This is a genomic window from Amycolatopsis sp. WQ 127309, assembly GCF_023023025.1.
Taxonomy (GTDB): Bacteria; Actinomycetota; Actinomycetes; order Mycobacteriales; family Pseudonocardiaceae; genus Amycolatopsis.
This window is the reverse complement of the sequence record NZ_CP095481.1, coordinates 1363735-1385652: the sequence shown is the minus strand read 5'-3', so window position 1 is coordinate 1385652 and position 21918 is coordinate 1363735. Positions and strand designations below refer to the sequence as shown.

At 70.4% G+C, this 21918-nt stretch carries 22 protein-coding genes; 15 read left to right on the top strand and 7 right to left on the bottom strand.

Translation table 11 applies throughout. The features are described 5' to 3' along the window. The first annotated feature begins 314 nt into the window (after positions 1-314). Complete coding sequence (locus tag MUY22_RS05905) at positions 315-836, top strand: helix-turn-helix transcriptional regulator (protein WP_247057885.1); 522 nt, start codon at positions 315-317, stop codon at positions 834-836. A gap of 108 nt (positions 837-944) precedes the next feature. Beyond that, positions 945-1349 (top strand): hypothetical protein, encoded by a 405-nt coding sequence (locus MUY22_RS05900; RefSeq protein WP_247057883.1) that lies wholly within the window; start codon positions 945-947, stop codon positions 1347-1349. A gap of 48 nt (positions 1350-1397) precedes the next feature. Here MUY22_RS05900 and MUY22_RS05895 read toward each other — a convergent pair whose 3' ends face one another. The 6 genes from MUY22_RS05895 to efeU are packed head-to-tail and all read right to left on the bottom strand — an operon-like array spanning position 1398 to position 6854. Next, positions 1398-1808: a PPOX class F420-dependent oxidoreductase gene (locus tag MUY22_RS05895; RefSeq protein ID WP_247057880.1), complete on the bottom strand. Its 411-nt coding sequence runs from the start codon at positions 1806-1808 to the stop codon at positions 1398-1400. Positions 1809-1841: 33 nt separating this feature from the next. Continuing rightward, positions 1842-2984 carry a GDSL-type esterase/lipase family protein gene (locus tag MUY22_RS05890; RefSeq protein WP_247057877.1) on the bottom strand — a complete coding sequence of 381 codons (1143 nt, stop codon included), beginning with the start codon at positions 2982-2984 and terminating at the stop codon, positions 1842-1844. After that, the gene (locus MUY22_RS05885) at positions 2981-3550 is read right to left on the bottom strand and encodes a TetR/AcrR family transcriptional regulator (protein ID WP_247057875.1); all 570 of its coding nucleotides are present in this window, start codon (positions 3548-3550) and stop codon (positions 2981-2983) included. The genes MUY22_RS05890 and MUY22_RS05885 overlap by 4 nt, the downstream gene beginning before the upstream one ends. 48 nt (positions 3551-3598) lie before the next feature. Beyond that, on the bottom strand, positions 3599-4855 hold the full coding sequence (gene efeB / locus MUY22_RS05880; RefSeq protein WP_247057873.1) for an iron uptake transporter deferrochelatase/peroxidase subunit: 1257 nt from the start codon (positions 4853-4855) through the stop codon (positions 3599-3601). After that, positions 4852-6012 carry an iron uptake system protein EfeO gene (efeO, locus tag MUY22_RS05875; RefSeq protein ID WP_247057871.1) on the bottom strand — a complete coding sequence of 387 codons (1161 nt, stop codon included), beginning with the start codon at positions 6010-6012 and terminating at the stop codon, positions 4852-4854. The genes efeB and efeO overlap by 4 nt, the downstream gene beginning before the upstream one ends. Continuing rightward, a complete protein-coding gene (gene efeU, locus MUY22_RS05870) occupies positions 6009-6854 on the bottom strand; it encodes an iron uptake transporter permease EfeU (RefSeq protein ID WP_247057870.1) in 846 nt (281 codons plus the stop codon). The genes efeO and efeU overlap by 4 nt, the downstream gene beginning before the upstream one ends. A 369-nt stretch (positions 6855-7223) precedes the next feature. Between efeU and MUY22_RS05865 the strand changes: the two genes are divergently transcribed. Then, complete coding sequence (locus MUY22_RS05865) at positions 7224-7970, top strand: murein transglycosylase (protein ID WP_247063670.1); 747 nt, start codon at positions 7224-7226, stop codon at positions 7968-7970. Between the two features lie 237 nt (positions 7971-8207). On the opposite strand, the gene MUY22_RS05860 is transcribed toward MUY22_RS05865, so the two are convergent. Then, the gene (locus MUY22_RS05860; RefSeq protein ID WP_247057868.1) at positions 8208-8609 is read right to left on the bottom strand and encodes a tetratricopeptide repeat protein; all 402 of its coding nucleotides are present in this window, start codon (positions 8607-8609) and stop codon (positions 8208-8210) included. A 72-nt stretch (positions 8610-8681) separates the two neighbouring features. Between MUY22_RS05860 and MUY22_RS05855 the strand changes: the two genes are divergently transcribed. From MUY22_RS05855 to MUY22_RS05800, 12 genes are all read left to right on the top strand, one after another. After that, entirely contained in the window at positions 8682-9128 is a 447-nt protein-coding gene (locus tag MUY22_RS05855; RefSeq protein WP_247057865.1) for a glyoxalase/bleomycin resistance/extradiol dioxygenase family protein, read from the top strand. A gap of 106 nt (positions 9129-9234) precedes the next feature. After that, positions 9235-10521 carry a phosphopyruvate hydratase gene (gene eno, locus MUY22_RS05850; protein ID WP_247057862.1) on the top strand — a complete coding sequence of 429 codons (1287 nt, stop codon included), beginning with the start codon at positions 9235-9237 and terminating at the stop codon, positions 10519-10521. A gap of 214 nt (positions 10522-10735) precedes the next feature. Then, complete coding sequence (locus MUY22_RS05845; RefSeq protein WP_247057860.1) at positions 10736-11098, top strand: septum formation initiator family protein; 363 nt, start codon at positions 10736-10738, stop codon at positions 11096-11098. Between the two features lie 149 nt (positions 11099-11247). Further along, complete coding sequence (locus MUY22_RS05840; protein ID WP_247057858.1) at positions 11248-11757, top strand: DUF501 domain-containing protein; 510 nt, start codon at positions 11248-11250, stop codon at positions 11755-11757. Between the two features lie 143 nt (positions 11758-11900). Continuing rightward, positions 11901-13073, top strand: coding sequence for a lytic transglycosylase domain-containing protein (locus MUY22_RS05835; RefSeq protein WP_247057855.1), 1173 nt, complete (start codon positions 11901-11903; stop codon positions 13071-13073). Positions 13074-13167: 94 nt separating this feature from the next. Further along, entirely contained in the window at positions 13168-14121 is a 954-nt protein-coding gene (locus tag MUY22_RS05830) for a Ppx/GppA phosphatase family protein (protein ID WP_247057854.1), read from the top strand. A gap of 304 nt (positions 14122-14425) precedes the next feature. Continuing rightward, on the top strand, positions 14426-16054 hold the full coding sequence (locus MUY22_RS05825; RefSeq protein WP_247057852.1) for an ABC transporter substrate-binding protein: 1629 nt from the start codon (positions 14426-14428) through the stop codon (positions 16052-16054). A gap of 101 nt (positions 16055-16155) precedes the next feature. Next, a complete protein-coding gene (locus MUY22_RS05820) occupies positions 16156-17085 on the top strand; it encodes an ABC transporter permease (protein ID WP_247057850.1) in 930 nt (309 codons plus the stop codon). Then, entirely contained in the window at positions 17078-18031 is a 954-nt protein-coding gene (locus MUY22_RS05815) for an ABC transporter permease (RefSeq protein ID WP_247057848.1), read from the top strand. The genes MUY22_RS05820 and MUY22_RS05815 overlap by 8 nt, the downstream gene beginning before the upstream one ends. A gap of 6 nt (positions 18032-18037) precedes the next feature. After that, a complete protein-coding gene (locus tag MUY22_RS05810) occupies positions 18038-19033 on the top strand; it encodes an ABC transporter ATP-binding protein (protein ID WP_247057846.1) in 996 nt (331 codons plus the stop codon). Next, the gene (locus MUY22_RS05805; protein WP_247057844.1) at positions 19026-20024 is read left to right on the top strand and encodes an ABC transporter ATP-binding protein; all 999 of its coding nucleotides are present in this window, start codon (positions 19026-19028) and stop codon (positions 20022-20024) included. The genes MUY22_RS05810 and MUY22_RS05805 overlap by 8 nt, the downstream gene beginning before the upstream one ends. A 75-nt stretch (positions 20025-20099) precedes the next feature. Then, complete coding sequence (locus tag MUY22_RS05800) at positions 20100-21821, top strand: S8 family serine peptidase (protein WP_247057842.1); 1722 nt, start codon at positions 20100-20102, stop codon at positions 21819-21821. Positions 21822-21918: the final 97 nt, after the last annotated feature.

Genomic DNA, 21918 nt, shown 5'->3' with positions numbered 1-21918 from the left:
CGCCGGGGTGACGGCCGGGGCGGGCGCCGTCTGTGGGGCGTGACCGGCCAGGCGTGAACATCTGGTGCGGGCTCAATCGGAGCCCGCGTCTCGGCGTGGATGCTGCGCCCGCCGGGTACCGCGGCGCCCGCCGGTAGCCACGCACCGGACCGGCCGGGGTGACGGCGGCGGTGGGCGCCACGGCCGGGGCAGGTGCCGTCTGTGGGGCGTGACCGGCCAGGCGGTGAACATCTGGTGCGGGCTCAACCGGAACGCGCGTCTCGGCGTGGATGCTGCGCCCGCCGGGTACCGCGGCGGCCACACCGGAGGAAGCCATGCTGCGCGTGTTGTTCGATGTCGAAGATCTGGCCCGGACCCGGTTCGCCGCCGCCGGCGATCAGGCGGGCTGGCTCCGGGCGGGGATCGGCGACCTGCTCAACGCGCTGCACCCGCGGGTCCGGTGGCAGGCTCCGGTCCTGTCGATCCGCGACCTTCCGGACCGCGCCGTCCGGCTCGGTGGGCGGGGACTGCTCGTCGACTCCACCGCGCGCCGGCTGCGGTTCGTCCCCGAGGCGGCGCAACCGGTGCTCTACTGCCCGGCGGCGCCGCCGGTGAAGCGCTGCCCGGCCGACGCGTTGAGCGACGTGCTGGGCCGGACCCGCGCCGAGATCCTCCGGCTCCTCGGCGACGGCGAACGCTCCACCGCCGAGCTGGCGGAGGCGACGCGGATCAGCCCGTCGCGGGCGTCCCAGTGCGCGACGGCCCTTCGCGCGGCCGGTCTGGTCGCCACGCGGCGGACCGGGCGGTCGGTGCGCCACGGGCTCACCGGGCACGGCCACCGTGTGCTGCGCGGCTGACCGTCCACAGTGGAGCCATTTCGGGATGCGCAAAACCCTGGGGTCTCCCCGGAGCCCGCCACTAGCCTCCCGGAGTCCGGCACGGTGCCGGGCGTGGGGAGGTTTTCCATGCGGGTCATCAGGTCGGTGGTCGCGGCAGCGGCGGTCGTGGCGGCGATGTTCGGTTCGGCGGCCGTGGCCGACGCGGCGGTGACGACGCCGTGGCGGATCGAGTACGGCGCCAGTGTGGCCGCGGGAACCATCGGGTGGAGCGACGGCCGTTCGGCGACGGTGTCCGGCACGATCCACGCGGTCAGCGGCTACCGCGAGGTCTGCGTCTGGGGTGTCAACGGCACCTCCACCAGCCCCGTCGAGTGCGACGCGACGTTCCCCGGGGTCGACCCGTCCTTCTCGGAAGTCCTCACCATCAACAAGGTCGGCGGCGTCCAGGTGATCTACATCCACCTGTCCGACCAGTACGACCACGACTTCGGTCAGCTCCGCTGCACCCGGGCCGGGTGCGTGCACCAGTGACCGGCGCCGGTGCGGGCACCCCCAGCGCCCGCACCGGCGGCACCGACGTCAGACGTTGCGGATGTTCGTCTCCAGCTCCAGCGGCTCCCGGTCCCAGTCCTCGACGCCGAAGGCGAGGATGCGGGCCGGGTGGATGCGGATCACCGCGTCGTCGAAGTGGTTGTCCGGCAGGCTGACGCCGACCAGTGCCTCCGCGCGGCCGCGGATCTCCAGGCAGCGGACCCGCCACGGGTTCGTCGACGGGAGGTCGTCGACGACGAACGCGACCTGGTCGTTCGTCGCGATGTTGCGGAACTTCTTGCTGGTGCGCAGGTTGTGCCCGGTGACGTCGACGGTCTTCTCGTCGGGGTTGTAGCGGAAGCCGACCGGGTTGACCTGGAGCTTGCCGTCGGGCTGGGCCGTCGCCAGGCGGCCGAGGGGCTGGTCAGCGAGGTACGCGAGCTCTGCTTCGGTGAACATGCGTCCAGCATTCAACTTCAAGCGAGCTTGAAGTCAAGAGAAGACGCCGTCGGCGAACACGAGCTTCGTGAACCGCTCGCCGATCCGGCGGTGCGCCGCCGCGTCCGGGTGCAGGTTGTCCGGCAGCGGGAACTCCGCGAAGTCGGCTTCGCCGTACAGCTCGCGGCCGTCGAGGTAGTGCAGCCGGGCGTCCTGCCGGGCCGCCACGATCCGCTCCAGCTCGGCGCGGATGACCTCCAGCGTCAGCTTGCCCGCCGCCGTCTCGGCGGGGTCGCCGGTGGCCCGGAACCGCACCTCGCCCGCGGCCAGCGCCTCGTGGTCGAAGTCGCCCGGCCCCGGCGTCCGTTCGTGGATCGGGCAGAGGATCGGCGAGACGACCAGCAGCGGCGTGTCCGGGTGCCCGTCGCGGATGGTGTCGAGGAACCCGTGCACGGCCGGGCCGAACGCGCGCAGCCGCATCAGGTCGGCGTTGACGACGTTGATGCCGAGCTTGACGCTGATCAGGTCGGCCGGGGTGTCGCGCAGCGCGCGGGCGGTGAACGGGTCGAGCAGCGCGTTGCCGCTGAACCCGAGGTTCACCAGGTCTACTCCGGCGGCGGTGGCGGCGAGCGCGGGCCACGTCCCGGACGGCGTCGCCGCGTTCGAGCCGTGGCTGATCGAGCTGCCGTGGTGCAGCCAGACCCGGCCGCGGGCCGGCACGGTCTCGACCGGCGCGTCGGTGCGCAACGCCACCAGCTCGGTGATCTCGTTGTGCGGCAACCAGATCTCGACGTCCTTGGCGCCGTCGCCCAGCCCGGCGAACCGGACGCGGCCGGTCGGGCCGTCCGCCCGCGACCCGGCGCCGGTGCGCGGATCGACGGTCAGCGTGCTGCCGCCCTCGACCACGCCCGACTGCGCGAGGCGGCCGTCGACGAGCAGGTCGTAGACGCCGTCCGGGCGCGGCGGGGCACCCGCGTACACCAGCTTCGTGGGCCGGGTTTCCAGCTCGACGACGTCGGCGCGGGTCCGGAACCGCAGCCGCACGCCCGCGGGCTGCGCCTCGGCCATGGCCAGCCGCGGGTCGGTGTTCTGGGCCCGCGCGTGGGCGGGCAGCCGGTGCGGCACCAGGCCGAGCTCGGTGGGTTCCAGTTCGAGCGCGCCGAGAACCAGCGATGCGGTGAGGGCGGTGGTGATCATGTCTGCGGCCAATCGCGGAGAAGGGTGTCGAGTACGGCGAGGAGCCGGGTCCAGGATTCCTGCGAGGCGGGGGAGCTGTGGTCGAAGCCGCCCTGGGACTCCAGGTCGACGTAGCCGTGGAAGACGCTGCCCAGCAACCGCACGGCGTGCGTCTCGTCCGGCCCGGTGAGGTCGTAACCCCGCAGGATCGCGCGCATCATCTGCGAGTGCCGGACCCCGGCGCTCGCGGCGGCGGTCTCCGGGTCGAGCCGGAACCGCGCCGCGGCGTACCGCCCGGGGTGCTCCCGGGCGTAGTCGCGGTAGACGTCGGCGAAGGCCACGAGCGCGTCGCGCCCCGCTCGCCCCGCCAGCGCGGCGGCCGCCCGGTCGGCGAGCTCCTCCAGTGCGAGCAGGGCGATCTTCGTCCGCAGGTCGTGGGCGTTCTTGACGTGCGAATACAGGCTCGCGACCTTGACGTCGAACCGCCGCGCCAGCTCCGACGGCGTCACCTGCTCGAAGCCGGCCTCATCGGCCAGTTCCGCCCCGGCGCGCACGACGCGTTCCGTGGTCAACCCAGCACGAACCATGACTACACTCCCTTTTGCCTAAAGCGAGTGTAGATCAACCTAAAGCCTTTAGGCAAACAGGGCGTCGCCCCAGGAGCCGGTCGGCGAAACGCCCGGCGGGACGGCGAAGTGCGCCGAACCCGTGTGCTGGACGTACTCCATCATCGCGTCCTTCGACGAGAGCGCCTGCTGCATCGGGACGTACTGCTTGCGCGTGTCCCGGTTGAACGCCAGGAAGAACAACCCGGCCTCCAGGTGCCCGACGCCGTCCGAGCCGTCGACGAAGTTGTAGCCGCGGCGCAGGATCCGGGTCCCGTTCAGCGCCTGGTGCGACGCGAGCCGGACGTGGGCGTCCTCGGCGATCAGCTTCTCGCCGCCCGCGCCGCCGACGTCCAGGTCGATCTCGTCGAACTCGTTTTGCTGGCCGAGGGCCGCGCCGACGCCCTTGGTGCGGCCGATGATCTGCTGCTGGCCGTCGAGGGTCTCGCGGTCCCACGTCTCGATGTGCATCCGGATCCGGCGCGCCACCAGGTAGCTGCCGCCCGCCATCCAGGCCTGCCCGTCGGCCGGCGTGGCCCACACCTGGTCGCGCAGGAAGTCGGTGTCCTCGGACTTGATGTTGTTCGTGCCGTCCTTGAACCCGAACAGGTTCCGCGGGGTCTGCTGCGCCCGCGACGTCGACGAGCTGCGGCCGAAGCCGAGCTGCGACCAGCGGACCTCGGTGACGCCGAAGCCGAGCCGCACCAGGTTGCGCACGGCGTGCACGGCGACCTGCGGGTCGTCCGCGCACGCCTGGATGCATAGGTCGCCGCCGCTGCGGGCGGGGTCGAGCTTGTCCTTCGGGAACAGCGGCAGGTCGATCAGCTGCGACGGCCGCTTCGCCGCGAGGCCGAAGCGGCCGTCGAACAGCGACGGCCCGAAGCCGATGGTCAGCGTCAGGTGCGACGCCGGCAGGTCGAGCGCCTCGCCGGTGTCGCCCGGCGGGGCGAACTCGCCGCCGCCGACCGCGCCGTTCGCGACGACCTCCTGGCCCGCCGTCATCCGGCGGGCCGCGTCGGTCCACGTCTTGAGCAGCTGCCGCAGCTTCTCGCGGTCCTTGGTGGTGACGTCCAGGGCGGCGAAGTGCAGGTTCGCCTGGGCCGGCGTGACGATCCCGGCCTGGTGCTCGCCGTGGAAGTCGACGGTGGTCACCGCCGCTTCGGCGTTGCCGCTGGTCGCTTTGTCGATCCCGATGCCCGCCGCGGCCCCGGCCCCGGCGAGCGCGACACCCGCTCCCGCCAGGCCGAAGAGCTTCCGACGGGAGACGCGGGTGCCGTTCTCGGTCACTTGGAAACAACCTCCGCAACCTTGCTCAGCGGCTCGCTCAGCGCGTCGACGGCACTGGCGAACGCCTTGATCTCGTCCTGCGACAGCTGGTCGTACAGCTTGTAGCCGTCACCGACGCGGGTCTTGTCGAGCAGGCCCTGCACGTTCGCGAACTCCTTGTCCAAAGTGGACACGAGGGCGGGGTCGCGCTCCTGCAGCAGCGGCCGCAGCGAGGCGATCGCGCCCTTCGAGCCGTCCACGTTGGCCTGGAAGTCCCACAGGTCCGTGTGCGAGAAGGTCTCCTCCTCGCCGGTGATCTTGCCGGTGGCGACCTCGTCGAGCAGGCCCTTCGCGCCGTTCGCCAGGTCGAGCGCGGTCAGCTCGAGGGTCTTCGTCTTCGAGACCAGGTCCTTGACGTCGGTGAGCAGCTTGTCCGCGATCTGCGGGCTGTCCGGCTTGAGGCCGGTCACGTAGAGGTCCTTCTCCAGCCGGTGGAAGCCGGTGAACTGCTGGCCCGGCTCGAGGTCGGCCTCGCGCACGTCGATGGCCGGGTCCAGGTCGCCGAACTTCTCGGCCACCGGCTCGATGCGCTCGTAGTAGACGCGGGTGGTCGCGTACGCGGCCTTCGCCTCGTCGACCTTGCCGGCCTTGACGAGGTCGACGAACTTGCCCGTCTGCTCCTCCAGCGCGGCGGTGTTGTTCGCGACGTAGTCGGCGTAGCTCTTGGTGGCCGCGGCCTTCTGCGCGTTGGCGTCGGCCTGCTTCGGCGCGCCGCCGGTGATGGTGAAGTCGCCGCGGATGCCGTTGCCGGCCATGCCCGGCTTGCACGCGGTCTGGTACTTGCCCGCGTCGGACGCCTCGACGATCAGCCGCCGGTTGAGGCCGGGAGCGATGTTCTCGACCTCGCCGATGATCCGGTCGCCCTCGGCGTAGAGGTAGAACTCGGTGACCTTGGCGCCCTTGTTGGTGATCTCGAAGGTGACGTTGCCCGCGGCCGCGGTGTTGACGGAGACGGTGCACGTGGTGTCCGAGGCCTCGACCTTGATCGGGCCGCCGGCCGCGCCGGTCTGGGCCGCGTCGCCGCTGCCGCCCTGGCCGTCGCACGCGGCGAGCGTCACCAGCGCGGCGGCGCCGGCCACCAGGGCCAGCGGGGTTCTGTGGGTCTTGCGCACGGTCACTCCTTCGGGGCGGCCGCGGCGGCGGGCGCCGGCGCGGTCTTCTTGCTGGGCTTGAGGAAGAGGGGCAGCACGATGACGACGTAGGCGACCCACGCGATGGCCTGCAGCACGGTCGTCTGCTGCGAATAGTTGAGGATGCCCTTGAGCAGAGCGCCGTACCAGGACGTCTCCGGCAGCACGTTGGACGCGTCGAAGGCGAGGGTGCCGATGCCCGGCAGGAACGCGGCCTCCTGGAGGTCGTGCAGGCCGTAGCCGAGCACGCCGGCGGCGACGAACACCAGCAGCACGCCGGTGATCGTGAAGAACTTGCCCAGGTCGAAGCGGACGGCGCCCTTGTAGAGCAGGAACGCCAGGACGACCGCGGCCGCGATGCCGATGGCGAACCCGATCAGCGGCTGCGCGGTGTCCGACTGCGCGGTCTGGACGGCGGAGTAGAAGAACACGGCGGTTTCGAGGCCCTCGCGGCCGACCGCGAGGAAGGACAGCAGCAGCACGGCCATCGGGCCGACGTCCAGCGCGTCGTCCATCTTCCCGCGCAGCTCGGCGGCGATGCTCTTGGACGCCTTGCGCATCCAGAAGATCATCGCCGTGACGAACACGACGGCGACGATCGACAGGCTCCCGCCGAGCAGCTCCTGGTGCTCGAACGAGAGCTGGGCGGTCGTGTAGGTCAGGACCGCGCCGACGGCGATCGACAGCAGCACCGCCGCGCCGACCCCGGGCCACACCCAGCGCAGCGCGTGGCGTCGCTCGGTCTTGACCAGGAAGGCCACGAGGATGCTGACGACGAGCGCAGCCTCCAGGCCTTCGCGTAGCCCGATCAGCGCGCTCGAGAACAACACCGGTCCACCTCCCTGTTCTTCTGGTCCCGTGAAGTTTTTAGGTAAGGCTCACCTGTAAGTCCAGCGAGCGCACGTCCGGGGAAGCCCGAAGAACCGGGCAAAAGGGACCGAGGGTGGAAGTTAGGTTAGGGTAACCGCAGGTCAGCGCACTGCGCGTCGACTCGATAACAAAATCTGTGACGTCGCTGGCAGCAGACCTGTTTTTACCCTGCGTTTGCCTGGTCAGGCGTCCGTGGTCCCTCTTGAGTGGCTCCGTAACCTGATCGGGTGGCCGAAACCGCTCAGCCGACCGTCACGCCTCCGGACTCGCCGCCCTCGGGTGGTCCACCGCGGCGCTATCTCGGCCGGGCGGCGCTCGCGGTGGGTCTGGTGCTCACCGGAGTGGTCCTCGTGCTCACCATCGGTGTCCGGAACCCGGACGCGCCGGCGGCCCCGCCCCCGGCCCAGCCGGCGCTCGCGATCCCGGTGCAGCGCCCGCAGCCCGGCGCGGAGTCGCCGCGGGCCGGGCTCGCCGCGCCGGTCGACCGGCCGCAGGTGTCCGACCAGGCCGAGCTCGACGCGTGGTCGGCGCGCGTCGCGGACAAGACGCACATCCCGGCGCGCGTGGTTTCGGCGTACGGCCGGGCGGAGATGTGGATGCAGCGCCAGAAGCCGACGTGCCACCTGTCGTGGGCGACGCTCGCGGGCATCGGCCGGGTCGAGGCCGAGCGCGGGAAGTTCGACCTCTCGGCGATCCGGCCGGACGGCCGCGTCGTCATGCCGGTGGTCGGCCCGCCGCTGGACGGCTCTCCCGGCGTCCCGGCGGTGCACGACACCGACGGCGGCAAGCTCGACGGCGACAAGTCGTGGGACCACCTGATCGGCCCGCTGCAGTTCCCGCCGGCGACGTGGAAGAAGTACCAGGAGCGCGCCAACGGCGACGGCGGTACGCCGGACCCCCAGAACGTCGACGACGCGGCCTTCACGGCGGCGCGCTACCTGTGCTCGGGCGGCGACGACCTGGGCACCCCGGCCGGCTGGTGGCGGGCGGTGCTGTTCTACAACTCGGCCGTGACGTACGGCCAGGACGTCTTCAGCGCGGCGGACGCCTACGCGGAGGCGAGCGTCGCGCCGTAACGGCTCACAGCTCGCGGTCGGCGAACAACGGCGTGACGGCCATCAGCACCAGCAGCAGCACTCCGGCGTAGGCACCCAACGTGGCGAAGATCCCCATTTTCGTTCCCTCCTGGTTCCTTGCGGTCTGGAACCAGCTTCGCCCGCGGAGGGGGGTTCGCGGATCGGCCGAGGGGCCCGGAGAGATCGGCCGAAAGTACGGTCCTCCGGCCCTGGTGCCCGGTCCTTCGGGGGAGGTGCTCAGTCGCGCAGCGCGATGTGCGCCTTGACCTCGCTGATCGCTTCCAGGTACTCCGGCACCGGGTTCATCGCCGAGGCCATCCGCATCTGCGCCAGTGCCTCGACGAACCGGCCGAGGCGCTGGAGGGTGCGGCCCAGGATGAAGCGGGCGTAGTGGTCCGTCGGATCCAGCTCCAGCACCCGCGTGAACGCCTGCTCGGCGCGCCGCAACTGGGCGGAGTGGAAGTAGGCGCGCCCGGCGAGCAGGTGCACCGACGGTTTGTCCGTCTCGGATTCCAGGAGCGGTTGCAACGCCTTCAGCGCGTCGAGCGGGCGACGGCGGCCGACGAGGTCTTCGGCCTGGCGGAAGGCATGGAACCGCGACTCCTCGGGAGGCTGCGAAGCAGCTGCGGCGTCCGTCATGGTCACTCCCACTTTACCTCGGGAGAGGGGCTAACACACGTCCGTGAACGGGACGTGATGGACTGTGCCGCCATGAGCAGCGGGTACCGGGGCTTGGCGCCCTACCTCTACTACGCCGACGCCACCGCGGCGCTGGCCTGGCTGACCAGGGTCTTCGGGTTCACCGAGGAGGTCCGCTTCTGCGACGCCGCGGGCGAGGTCTTCCAGGCGACGCTCCGCGCGGGCGACGCGCGGATCCAGCTCGCGGGCGTCGGCCCGGACTACTGGCAGGCCAAGGGCGTCGACGGCCCGGTCGGCCAGCTCAACATCCTGTACGTCGACGACGTCGACGCCTGCTACGAGCGGATCGCGGCGGCGCTCGGCGACGAGGGCGAGCTCGACCCGCCGCAGGACCAGCCCTACGGCGCGCGGGTGTTCACCGTCGCCGATCTCGGCGGCAACAGCTGGACGTTCTGGCAGCAGACGTCCGACGTCGTGGAGCTGCCGCCGGGCTGGCGGGCCGTCCGCGCGGACGGCTGAAGACGCTCGCGGACCGGCCGCTACCGGCCGTGCCTCCAACGGGTGAACTGCGGTGACGGCTAGGCTGGGCGCGAAACCGCAGGCACGACGCACCGAGGAGCATGGCGTGGCTCTCATCGAGCAGGTAGGCGCGCGCGAGATTCTGGACTCGCGCGGCAACCCGACCGTCGAGGTGGAGGTCGCCCTCGACGACGGCACCCTGGCCCGGGCCGCTGTCCCGTCGGGAGCGTCCACCGGCGAACACGAGGCGGTCGAGCTCCGTGACGGCGACACCGGTCGCTACAACGGCAAGGGAGTCGAGCGCGCGGTCGCCGCGGTGCTCGACGAGATCGGCCCGGAGATGGTCGGCATCGAAGCCGTCGACCAGCGGATCGTCGACCAGAAGCTGGTCGACCTCGACGGCACGCCGGCGAAGTCCCGCCTCGGCGCGAACGCCATCCTCGGCGTCTCGCTGGCCGTCGCGAAGGCCGCCGCCGAGTCGGCCGAGCTGGAGCTGTTCCGCTACCTGGGCGGGCCGAACGCGCACGTGCTGCCGGTCCCGATGCTGAACATCCTCAACGGCGGTTCGCACGCGGACAGCAACGTCGACGTCCAGGAGTTCATGATCGCGCCGATCGGCGCGGAGACCTTCCGCGAGGCCCTGCGCTGGGGCGCCGAGGTCTACCACTCGCTGAAGTCGGTGCTGAAGGGCCGCGGCCTTTCGACCGGTCTGGGCGACGAGGGCGGCTTCGCGCCGAACCTGGCGAACAACCGCGAGGCGCTCGACCTGATCCTGCAGGCCATCGAGAAGGCCGGGTACACGCCGGGCCGCGACGTCGCGCTCGCGCTCGACGTCGCCGCGACGGAGTTCTTCGCCGACGGCGCGTACACCTTCGAAGGCAGCAAGAAGAGCGCGGAGCAGATGTCGGCGTACTACGCCGAGCTGATCCGCGACTACCCGATGGTCTCCATCGAGGACCCGCTGAGCGAGGACGACTGGGACGGCTGGGTCACCCTGACCGCCGAGGTCGGCGAGAAGGTCCAGATCGTCGGCGACGACCTGTTCGTCACCAACCCGGACCGGCTCGAGGAGGGCATCACCCGCCGCGCCGCCAACGCGCTGCTGGTGAAGGTCAACCAGATCGGCACCCTGTCCGAGACGCTCGACGCGATCTCGCTGGCCACGTCGTTCGGCTACAAGTCGATGATGAGCCACCGCTCCGGCGAGACCGAGGACACGTTCATCGCGGACCTCGCGGTCGCCACGAGCGTCGGCCAGATCAAGACCGGCGCCCCGGCCCGCGGCGAGCGGATCGCCAAGTACAACCAGCTGCTGCGCATCGAGGAGACCCTCGGTGACGCCGCCCGGTACGCCGGCGAGCTGGCCTTCCCGCGGTTCAGCGCCGAGGGCTGAGCCTGCTATGGCGGACCGGGGGAGGGCACCACGCAGCCGGGGCGGCAGTAGCCGCGCCGCCGGCGGCGGTGCCACGCGGGTAGGCGGGTCGTCACGGGCCCGCCGCCCCGAGGCGGCGCGGGCCCGCCGCACCGGCGACGCGGAGACGACGAGGGACCGGCTGCGCCGGGGCCTCGCGCAGAAGCGCGCGTCGGGTGCGGCGAAGGTGCTCGGCATGTCCACCACCCGCCGCGCGGCGGTGGTGGCGATCGTGGTGTGCGCCTTGGCGTTCACCATCGCCGTGCCCCTGCGCACGTACCTCTCCCAGCGGACCGAGATCCGCCAGCAGCAGGCACAGCAGGCGTTGCTGCAGCAGACGGTCGCTCAGCTCCAGGGCCGCAAGGCGGAGCTGAGCGACCCGGCGCAGATCGAGGCGGAGGCGAGGCGCCGGCTGCGGTACGTCAAGCCGGGCGAGACGCCGTACATCGTCCAGCTGCCGGAGGACAAGGCCCCGGACGCGGTCCCGCAGCCGGGACAGCAGCAAGTCCCGGACGGTTCCTGGTACGACAACCTCTGGAACCAGGTCTCCGGCGGCTGACGTCCCCCCGGCTTCCCAGCGCCCCAATGTGGCGTTGGGTGCATCTGACGCACCCAATGTGGCGTTGGGTGCGTTGAACGCACCCAACGCCACATTGGGGCGTATGGGTCGCGGCCGGGTGGTGAGCCCCACGCATTAACCTTGGGTGCGTGAACAGCACGCAGCAGCACCGGTTCGAGCCCGTCACCGACGCCGACCGCGAGGTCATCGCGGCGCAGCTCGGGCGGCCGCCGCGAGCCCTGCGGGCCGTTGCCGCCCGGTGCCCCAGCGGGCATCCCTCCGTGGTGCAGACCAGCCCGCGGCTGGAGAACGGCACGCCGTTCCCGACGCTCTACTACTTGACCTGCCCGAAGCTGAACTCGATGATCGGCACGATCGAGGCGTCCGGGGTCATGAAGGAGATGACCGAGCGGCTCACCACCGATCCCGAGCTGGCCGCGCACTACCAGCGCACCCACGAGACCTACCTCGCCGAGCGCGACGCGATCGAGCCCCTCGGCCACCAGGTCACCGCCGGCGGCATGCCCGGGCGCGTCAAGTGCCTGCACGTGCACGTCGCGCACTCGCTCGCGGTCGGTCCCGGCGTGAACCCGTTCGGTGACGAGACCCTCGCGCTCCTTAAGGCGAACGGGTGGCCCACGGGAGACTGTGCCGAGTAACGAACGCAGGCCGTGAGGAGATAACTGGTCTGGGTGAGCGAAAACCCCGATCCGGGAAGATCCCGACTCCCGAAGGGGTGAAACCGTGCCCCGGGTACGGCAGGCTGTCACCCGAGGGGTTCCGGCCAGGAGGGTTTCGAGTTATGCGTGTGCGGCGACTGCCTGACGCAGTCGGGAGCTACACCCGAAGATTCGGGATCCGCCACCGCAGCGCGTACCCGATCGTCCTCGGCGTCCTCGCGGTGATCCCGGCCCTGGTCGCCGGCGGTGGCGTCCTCGGCTGGCTCGGCGGCAGCGGTGACCACCCCCGCGACGCCGCGCTCGCCCAGGGCTACGACCCCGGCCGCGCCGCCATCCAGCAGATCGCCGTCGACGGCACCCTCCCCGGCGCGCCCATCCCGCTGCCGCTGCCGGCCTACGAGCTGCCCGACGGCCCCCTCGGCATCCCGGCCACCGCGCTCGCCGCCTACCACAACGCTGCCGACATCCTCGGCCGTGAGCAGCCCGCGTGCCACATCGACTGGGCGCTGGTCGCCAGCATCGGCCGCATCGAGTCCAACCACGCCCGCGGCGGGTACGTCGACGCCGCCGGCACCACGCGCGAGCCGATCCTCGGCCCGGAGCTCAACGGCCAGGGCGGGTTCGCCGCGATCCCGGACACCGACCAGGGCCTGCTCGACACGGACCCGGTGTGGGACCGCGCGGTCGGCCCGACCCAGTTCATCCCGGGGACCTGGCGCGGGTACGCCTCCGACGGCAACGGCGACGGCAAGTCCGACCCCAACAACATCTTCGACGCGGCCCTGGCCACCGGCCGCTACCTCTGCTCGGGCGGCTTCGACCTGGGCAACCCGGACCAGCTGCGCGGCGCGATCTACCGCTACAACAACTCCGACACGTACGTGAACACGGTCGTCCTCTGGGCCGACGCGTACCGCAGCGGCATCATGCAGATCCCGGACAGCACGATCCCGATCGGCGCGCCCAACGCGGCGTCCGGGCCCCCGCCGCCGTCGATCCCGCCCCCGCCGGTCCCGACGACGACCCCGGCCGCCCCGCCGACGACGACCACGCCGGGCGGCACCTCGACCGCGCCGCCGACGACGTCGAAGCCGTGCGCCCCGCCGACGACCACGCCGACCACGACGACGGAGATCAGCGTCACCACGGTCCCGTCCCCGACGACGACGCCGGCGGACCCCAGCACCACGCCCGGCGGTCCGACCACGACGCCGACCCCGAGCTGCGGCGCGGTCGTCACCTCGGTCAGCACGTCGACCACCACGACCACGACGACACTGGCACCCACCAGCTGAGGCGAAGGCGTCACTTTCCCTAGGAAAGATGCGTAAACGGCCCCGCGAGTGACACTTTCACGACGAAAGTGACGGGTTGGCTAGGGTGGATCCCATGCCTCGTGTTGCCGCGATCGACTGTGGGACCAACTCCATCCGCCTGCTCGTCGCCGAGCTGACCCCGCGCCACGACGGCACGGTGGACCTGCGCGACCTGCACCGCGAGATGCGGATCGTCCGGCTCGGCCAAGGCGTCGACGCCACCGGTGAGCTCGCGCCCGAAGCGCTCGAACGCACCCGCGTCGCGCTCGCCGACTACACGATCGCGGCCCGCCGCAAGGGCGCCGAGAAGGTGCGCATGGTCGCCACCTCCGCGACCCGCGACGCGAAGAACCGCGACGACTTCTTCCGCATGACGCGCGAGACCCTCGGCGTCGAGGCCGAGGTGATCAGCGGCGACGAGGAAGCCCGGCTCAGCTTCACCGGCGCCGTCGGGGAGCAGGATCCGGACGACGGCCCGTTCGTCGTGGTCGACGTCGGCGGCGGCTCGACCGAACTCGTCCTCGGCACCTGGGACGGCCGCAAGGCCGAGGTGCTCGCCGCGAAGTCCGTCGACATCGGGTGCGTCCGGATCACCGAGCGCGCCCTCAAGAGCGACCCGCCGACCGCCGCGGAGATCGCCGCTGCCCGCGAGCTCGCCGGGAAGGTGCTGGCCGAGGCGTTCGACGTCGTCGACGTCTCGCGCGCGAAGACCTGGGTCGGCGTCGCCGGCACGGTGACGACGCTCTCGGCCATCGCGCTCGGCCTCGCGGAGTACGACAGCGAGCGCGTCCACCTGTCCAAGCTGGACGCCGCGGACATCGACCGGCTCGCCTCGGGCCTGCTGCACGCCGACCACGCCACCCGCGCGGCGAACCCGGTGATCCACCCCGGCCGGGTCGACGTGATCGGCGGTGGCGCCGTGGTGGTCCAGACCCTCGCCGCGCAGCTCGCGGCCCGCGGCGGCCCGACGGAGCTGATCATCAGCGAGCACGACATCCTCGACGGCATCGCGCTTTCGCTCGTCTAGACCGGTCACGGTCGGTCACTTCGACATGACGCGCGCGCGGCGGTGGCCAGGCCTCCGCCGCCCGTTCGCGGGCCCGAAAGGGCTTGTGCCACAACGGGTTTCGCGACCCACCCTGGGTGAGCGCGCGATGACAAGGCGTCCGGACTACTCCGTCCGGCGTATCCGGTTTCCTACGTTGGTTGTGCTCCAACCAGGTGGTCCTGACGGTCGTCACACATTTGCAACACCGCACTCCTGTGATCACCTTCGCCGCCCCCGATAGCGTGCGTCCCATCTTTCGGACAGCCGGATTGTGGAGGGGATCATGCGTCGTTCGCGCAGGCTCTGGGGAAGTTCCGCGGTGGTGACCACGCTGGCACTGGTGCTCGCCGCCTGTGGCGGTGGTAGCTCAGGCGACTCCACGGGCTCGGGCGGGACGGACCCGGACGGCACGGTCAGCGTCTACGGCACGGAACCGCAGAACGCGCTGGTCCCGACCAACATCAACGACCTCGGCGGCACCAAGGCCATCCAGGTCATGTTCGCCACGCTGGTCGGCTTCAAGGGAGCGGACGCACAGCCGTTCAACCTGATGGCCGACTCGATCACGACGACCGACTCCAAGGTCTACGACATCAAGATCAAGCAGGGCTGGAAGTTCCACGACGGCACCGAGGTGAAGGCGCACAACTTCGTCGACGCCTGGAACTACGGCGCCTACGCCCCGAACGGGCAGCTCAACACCGACTTCTTCTCGAACATCCAGGGCTACAAGGACGTCCACCCCGAGGACAAGAACGCCAAGCCGGCCACGGACAAGATGTCCGGCCTGGTCCTCAAGGGCGACTACGAGTTCCAGGTGACGCTGGACGGGCCGTTCTCGGTGTTCTCGATCAAGGTCGGCTACCAGGCGTTCGCGCCGCTGCCCGACGTGTTCTTCAAGGACCCCAAGGGCTTCGAGCAGCACCCGGTCGGCAACGGCCCGATGAAGTTCGTCTCGCGGACGCCGAACCAGGACATCAAGCTCACCCGCAACGACGACTACAAGGGTGACGACAAGGTCCACTTCAAGGACCTGAACATCAAGATCTACGCCAGCCAGGAGACGGCCTACCAGGACCTGCTGAGCGGCCGGCTCGACTTCATGGAGGCGCTGCCGCCGTCGGCCGTCGCGGGCGGCAAGTACAAGGCCGACCTGGGCGACCGCCTGGTCACCGGCCACCTGCTCGGGATCAGCACCATCGCGCTGCCGTACTACGTCCCGGGTTACGACAACCTGGAGCTGCGCAAGGCGGTCTCGATGGCGATCGACCGGGCCCAGATCACCAAGACCGTCATGAACGACACCTACGTGCCCGCGGACAGCTACATCGCCCAGGGCATCCCGGGTGCGCGCGCCGGCGTCTGCCAGTTCTGCAAGTTCGACCCGGCCGCGGCGAAGGAAGCCTTCGCGAAGTCCGGCTTCAAGGGCAAGCTGACGATCGCCTCCAACGCGGACGGTGGCCGCAAGGAACCGCTGACCGCGGCGTGCAACAGCATCAAGAACACCCTCGGAGTCGAGTGCGACTTCGTGCCGGCCACCGACTTCGGCCAGTGGCGCAGCATCGTGACCGGCAAGAAGCTGACGGGCATGGGCCGGTCGGACTGGTCGGCGGACTACCCGTCCATCGAGGACTTCCTCAACCCGATCTACAAGACCGGTGGCTCCTCGAACGACTCGTCGTACTCGAACCCGCAGGTCGACTCGGTCCTCGCCCAGGCGGACGCCACGGCCGACAAGGACGCCGCGGTCAAGCTGTACCAGCAGGCCGAGGACCTGATCGCGAAGGACCTGCCCTCGATCCCGGTGTGGGACGAGAAGGGCGTCGCGGCGAAGTCGAAGAACCTCAAGTCCGCGGGCCTGGACTTCCGGCGCATGCCGGACTACCCGTCCATCGAGGTCCTGAAGAAGTGACGCGCTGACCTGCCGTAACCACCACACGGCGTCGTGAGTGGTAATGAGGGTTCCAACCCGAATTACCACTCACGACGGCCGGCGCGCACTAGGAATCCGTCATGATCCGCTATGTCCTGCGACGGCTGCTCCAGCTGATCCCGGTCTTCTTCGGCACCACGTTCCTGATCTACGTCCTGGTCTGGGCCGTGCCCGGCGACCCGTTCGCCGGCAAGTGCGGGCAGACCGCCTGCCCCCAGGCCTACATCGCGCAGATGACCGAGAAGTTCCACCTGGCCGACAACATCTTCGTCCAGTACTTCAAGTACCTCGGGAGCCTGTTCACCGGCGACTGGGGCGAGACCTTCAACGGCACCTCGGTCGGCGAGCTGATCGCGACGTCGTACCCGATCACGCTGCGCCTGGCCGTGGTCGCGGTGGTCATCGAGGCCGTCATCGGCCTCACCGCCGGCGTGCTGACCGGCTTGCGCGGCAAGGGTTTCCTCGACAACCTGGTGCTGGTCTCGACCACGTTCCTGATCTCGCTGCCGGTGTTCGTCACGGCGATCGTGCTGCAGCTGGCCCTGGGCACCAACGGCCTCGGCCTGATCGAGGCCAGCGTGTCCGACAACCCCAGCATCGGCGAGCTGATCGTGCCCGGCATCGCGCTGGGCAGCCTGTCCATGGCCTACGTCGCCCGGCTGTCGAGAACGAGCATCGCCGAGAACCGCCGCGCCGACTACGTCCGGACGGCGATCGCGAAGGGCCAGCCCACCAGCCGCGTCGTCGGCGTCCACCTGCTGCGCAACTCGGTGATCCCGGTGCTGACGTTCCTCGGCACCGACCTCGGCGCGTTGATGGGCGGCGCGATCGTCACCGAAGGCGTGTTCAACATCAACGGCCTCGGCGGCCTCATCTTCCGCGGCATCCAGAACCGGGAGAGCGCCACCGTCGTCGGCGTGGTCGTCCTGCTGGTGCTGGTGTACCTGCTGATGAGCCTGATCGTCGACCTGCTCTACGCCGTTCTCGACCCGAGGATCCGCTATGACTGACCCGAACCTGGTGGGCGGCGGCGGGGCCGACGCGGCCGAGCTGTCCCGCATCGACGACTCCGCGACCAGCCCGCAGAAACCCCGCAGCCTGGCGGCCGACGCCTGGCGCCAGCTGCGGCGCAAGCCGGCGGTCGTCGTCTCGGCGGTGATCATCCTGGTCATCGTGGCGATCGCGATCGCGCCCGGCCTGTTCAGCTCGCGCGACGCGGGCTTCAGCGACCTGACCCACGCCAACGAAGGCCCGTCCGGGGCCGCCTGGTTCGGCTACGACAACCAGGGCGCCGACGTCTACGCCAGGGTGATCTACGGGACCCGCGCGTCGCTGCTGGTCGGGGTGTTCTCGACGCTGCTGACCGTGCTCTTCGGCTCGCTCGTCGGCATCGTCGCCGGGTACTACGGCCGGTTCGTCGACAGCCTGCTGTCGCGCTTCGGCGACATCTTCGCCGGCCTGCCGTTCGTGCTCGGCGCGATCGTCATCCTGACGACGTTCAACGCGCCCGGCACGAGCCCGGGCGCGGTCACGATCATCGTCCAGGTGGTGTGCTCGATCGCCGTGCTGAGCTGGCCGGTCGCGATGCGCATCATGCGGTCGGCGACGCTGGTGGCCAAGCAGCTCGACTACGTCAAGGCCGCGCGCGGCCTCGGCGCGAGCACGCCGCGGATCATCTTCCGGCACCTGCTGCCGAACACGATCGCGCCGGTGCTGGTGTACGCGACCATCGCGCTCGGCGCGTTCATCGGCGCCGAGGCGACCCTGGCCTACCTGGGCATCGGCGTGCGCGCGCCGGTGATCTCGTGGGGCGTGATGATCAGCGACTCGCGGGACTACTTCCGCAGTGACCCGCACATGCTGCTGTTCCCCGGTGCCTTCGTCACCCTGACCGTGCTGGCCTTCGTGATGCTGGGCGACGGCATCCGCGACGCGCTCGATCCGAAGTCGAGGTAGATCCCCTTGTCCGACAACGAACTCCTGCTCGAAGTAGAGGATCTGCACGTCGAGTTCCGCACCTCGGACGGCGTGGCGAACGTGCTCAACGGCGTCGGCTACTCGGTGCACGCCGGGGAGACCCTGGCGGTGCTCGGCGAGTCCGGCTCCGGCAAGAGCGTCACAGCGCAGACCGTGATGGGCATCCTCGACACGCCGCCCGGCGTGATCACCGGCGGCGCCGTGCGCTGGCGCGGCGAGGACCTGCTGACGGCGTCCGAGGACCGCCGCCGGGAGGTGCGCGGCAGCGAGATCGCGATGATCTTCCAGGACGCGCTCTCCGCGCTGAACCCGGTGTTCACCGTGGGGTTCCAGATCGAGGAGCAGCTGCGGGTGCGGCTCGGGATGTCCCGCAAGGACGCCCGCAAGCGCGCGATCGAGCTGCTGGACGTCGTCCGCATCCCGGCCGCCGACCGGCGGCTCAAGGACTACCCGCACCAGTTCTCCGGCGGGATGCGCCAGCGCGCGATGATCGCGATGTCGCTGGCCCTGGACCCGGACCTGCTCATCGCCGACGAGCCGACCACCGCGCTCGACGTCACCGTGCAGGCCCAGATCATGGACCTGCTGGGGGAGATCCAGGCCGAACGCAAGATGGGGCTGGTGCTCATCACCCACGACCTGGGCGTGGTCGCCGAGGTCGCGGACCGGATCGCGGTGATGTACGCGGGCCGGATCGTCGAGCAGGCCGACGTCGTCGAGCTGTTCCGCGCGCCGGCCCACCCCTACACCGCCGCGCTGATGGACTCCCTGCCCCGGCTCGACCTCAAGGGACAGACGCTGGAGACCATCAAGGGCCTGCCGCCGAGCCTGCTCGACGTCCCGCCCGGCTGCCCGTTCCACCCGCGCTGCAAGCGGGCCGAGGACCGCTGTTCCTCGGAAGTCCCGGCGCCCCGCGGGATCGGCTTCGGCCGGACCAGCGCGTGCCACTTCGCCGAAGAGGTGGTGAACTCCCGTGCCTGAGCCCATTCTTTCGGTCACAGACCTCAAGAAGTACTTCCCCGTCCGCACCGGCGTCCTGTTCAAGCGCACGGTCGGCCAGGTCAAGGCGGTCGACGGCGTCTCGTTCGACCTGCTGCCCGGCGAGACGCTCGGCGTCGTCGGCGAGTCCGGCTGCGGCAAGTCGACGCTGGCCCAGGTGCTGATGCGCCTGGAGGAACCGACGGGCGGCACCGCGAAGTTCGAAGGCCGCGACATCTTTTCGATGCGCGGCAACGAACTGCGCAAGCTGCGGCGCGAGATCCAGATCGTGCTGCAGGACCCGTACACGTCGCTGAACCCGCGGATGACCGTCGGCGACATCGTCGGCGAGCCGTTCGAGATCCACACCGACGTCGCGCCGAAGGGCTCGCGGGCGAAGAAGGTGCAGGAGCTGCTGGAGGTGGTCGGGCTCAACCCCGAGCACCTCAACCGCTACCCGCACCAGTTCTCCGGCGGGCAGCGCCAGCGCATCGGGATCGCGCGGGCGCTGGCGTTGCGGCCCAAGGTGATCATCTGCGACGAGCCGGTGTCCGCGTTGGACGTCTCGATCCAGGCGCAGGTGATGAACCTGCTCGGCGACCTGCAGGGCGAGTTCGGGCTGTCGTACGTCTTCATCGCGCACGACCTTTCGGTGGTGCGGCACCTGTCCAACCGGGTCGCGGTGATGTACCTCGGCAAGGTCGTCGAGATCGGCACCGACGAGGAGATCTACGAGCGACCGTCCCACCCGTACACCCAGGCGCTGCTGTCCGCGGTGCCGGTGGCGGACCCGGCGCTGCGCGGGCAGCGGCAGGTCATCCGGCTGACCGGCGACGTGCCGAGCCCGCTGGATCCGCCGTCCGGCTGCCGGTTCCGCACGCGGTGCTGGAAGGCGCAGGACATCTGCGCCACGGAGGTGCCGGAGCTGGTGCCGCGGACCGACGGGCACTTGTCAGCATGTCACTTCGCCGAGCAGAAGTCCGTTGTTCCATAACGTACGTTTGGCCGTTGTAACCCCATTGTCCGATCTATACGGTCCGGAGGGAACCGCTTTCCGAGGAGGAGAAACGTGAAGAGACCCAGGCTTCTCGCCGCGGCGCTGGCCGTCCCGCTGTTCGGGGCGCTCACCGCGGTGGCGGTCCCGGTGGCGTCCGCGCAGCCCGCGCTGGCCGGCCCGGCGACCGAGTTCACCGTGCTCGCCAAGGACGTCCAGAGTGTCGCGAGCGCGCAGAAGGCGATCCGCGACGCGGGTGGCACGGTGCTGGAGACCAACAGCGCGGTCGGCCTGATCAAGGCCAGCGCCCCGGCGACCGGCTTCACCGAGCGCGTCTCGGCGAACCGGTCCGTGTTCGGCGCGGCCAAGGCGCAGGTCATCGGCTCGGTGCCGAAGGACGGCAAGAAGGCCAAGAACAACAACGTCGAGAAGGAAGGCCGCGGCACGGCCAAGGGGAACGCCGCCGCGAAGAAGGCCGTCGGACTGGACCCGCTGGACGACCAGCTCTGGGGCCTCAAGTCCGTCCGATCGGACCTTTCCCGCACCAAGCAACCGGGCAGCAAGCAGGTCAAGGTCGGCATCATCGACACCGGCATCGACGGCACGCACCCGGACATCGCGCCGAACTTCGACGCGGCCGACTCGCGCAACTTCGTCAAGGACATCCCGTTCGACGTCAACGGCGTCGAGGTCGACGGCCCGTGCGAGTTCCGCGGCTGCGTCGACCCGGTGAACCACGACGACGGTGCCCACGGCACGCACGTCGCCGGCACGATCGCCGCCGCGGCCAACGGCTTCGGCGTCTCCGGTGTCGCGCCGAACGTGACGCTGGTGAACATCCGCGCCGGCCAGGACTCGGGCTACTTCTTCCTGCAGCCGACCGTCGACGCGCTGACCTACGCCGGCGACGCCGGCATCGACGTGGTCAACATGAGCTTCTACACCGACCCGTGGCTGTACAACTGCACCGCGAACCCGGCCGACTCGGCCGCGGAGCAGGCCGAGCAGCGCACGATCATCGAGGCGACGCAGCGCGCGCTGAACTACGCGCACCGCAAGGGCGTCACGATGGTGGTCGCGCTGGGCAACCAGCACACCGACCTCGGCGCGCCGCAGCCGGACACCACCAGCCCGGACTACCCGGCGAACACCACGCACCCGCGTCAGGTCGACAACGCCAGCTGCCTCAACCTGCCGGTCGAGGGCAACCACACGATCGGCGTCGGCGCGTTCGGCCCGTCGCAGGCGAAGGCGGACTACTCGAACTACGGCACCGAGCAGATCTCGGTTTCCGCACCGGGCGGCTACTTCCGCGACGGTTTCGGCACGCCGTGGTTCCGCACGGTCGAGAACGAGATCCTCTCGACGTACCCGAAGAACGTCGCCCTCGCCGAAGGCAACATCGACGAGGCGGGCAACGTGACGCCGGCCGGTGTCGCACTGGGCGTCCAGAAGGCCACGGCCACGGACGGCCGCGTCGGCTACTACCAGTGGCTGCAGGGCACGTCGATGGCGACGCCGCACGCGGCGGGCGTCGCGGCGCTGATCGTCTCGCAGTACGGCAAGAAGTCCGGCGCCGGTTTCGGCCTGGACCCGGACAAGGTCCAGCGCGTCCTCGAGGGCACGGCGTCGAAGATCGCCTGCCCGGTCCCGCGCACGGTCGACTACCTGGACGAAGGCCGCGACGCCACGTTCACGGCCACCTGCACGGGTGACGCGTCGTTCAACGGCTTCTACGGCCACGGCGCCGTAGACGCCTACGCGGCGGTGACCCACGGGTCGCAGTACCTGAAGTAGCTCGCACGCGAACGGCCCGCTTCCCTTCGGGAGGCGGGCCGTTTTCGCGTCAACCTTTTGACCGGTTCGTGCGTGTACTCCCCGAGGCGAGGGGGAG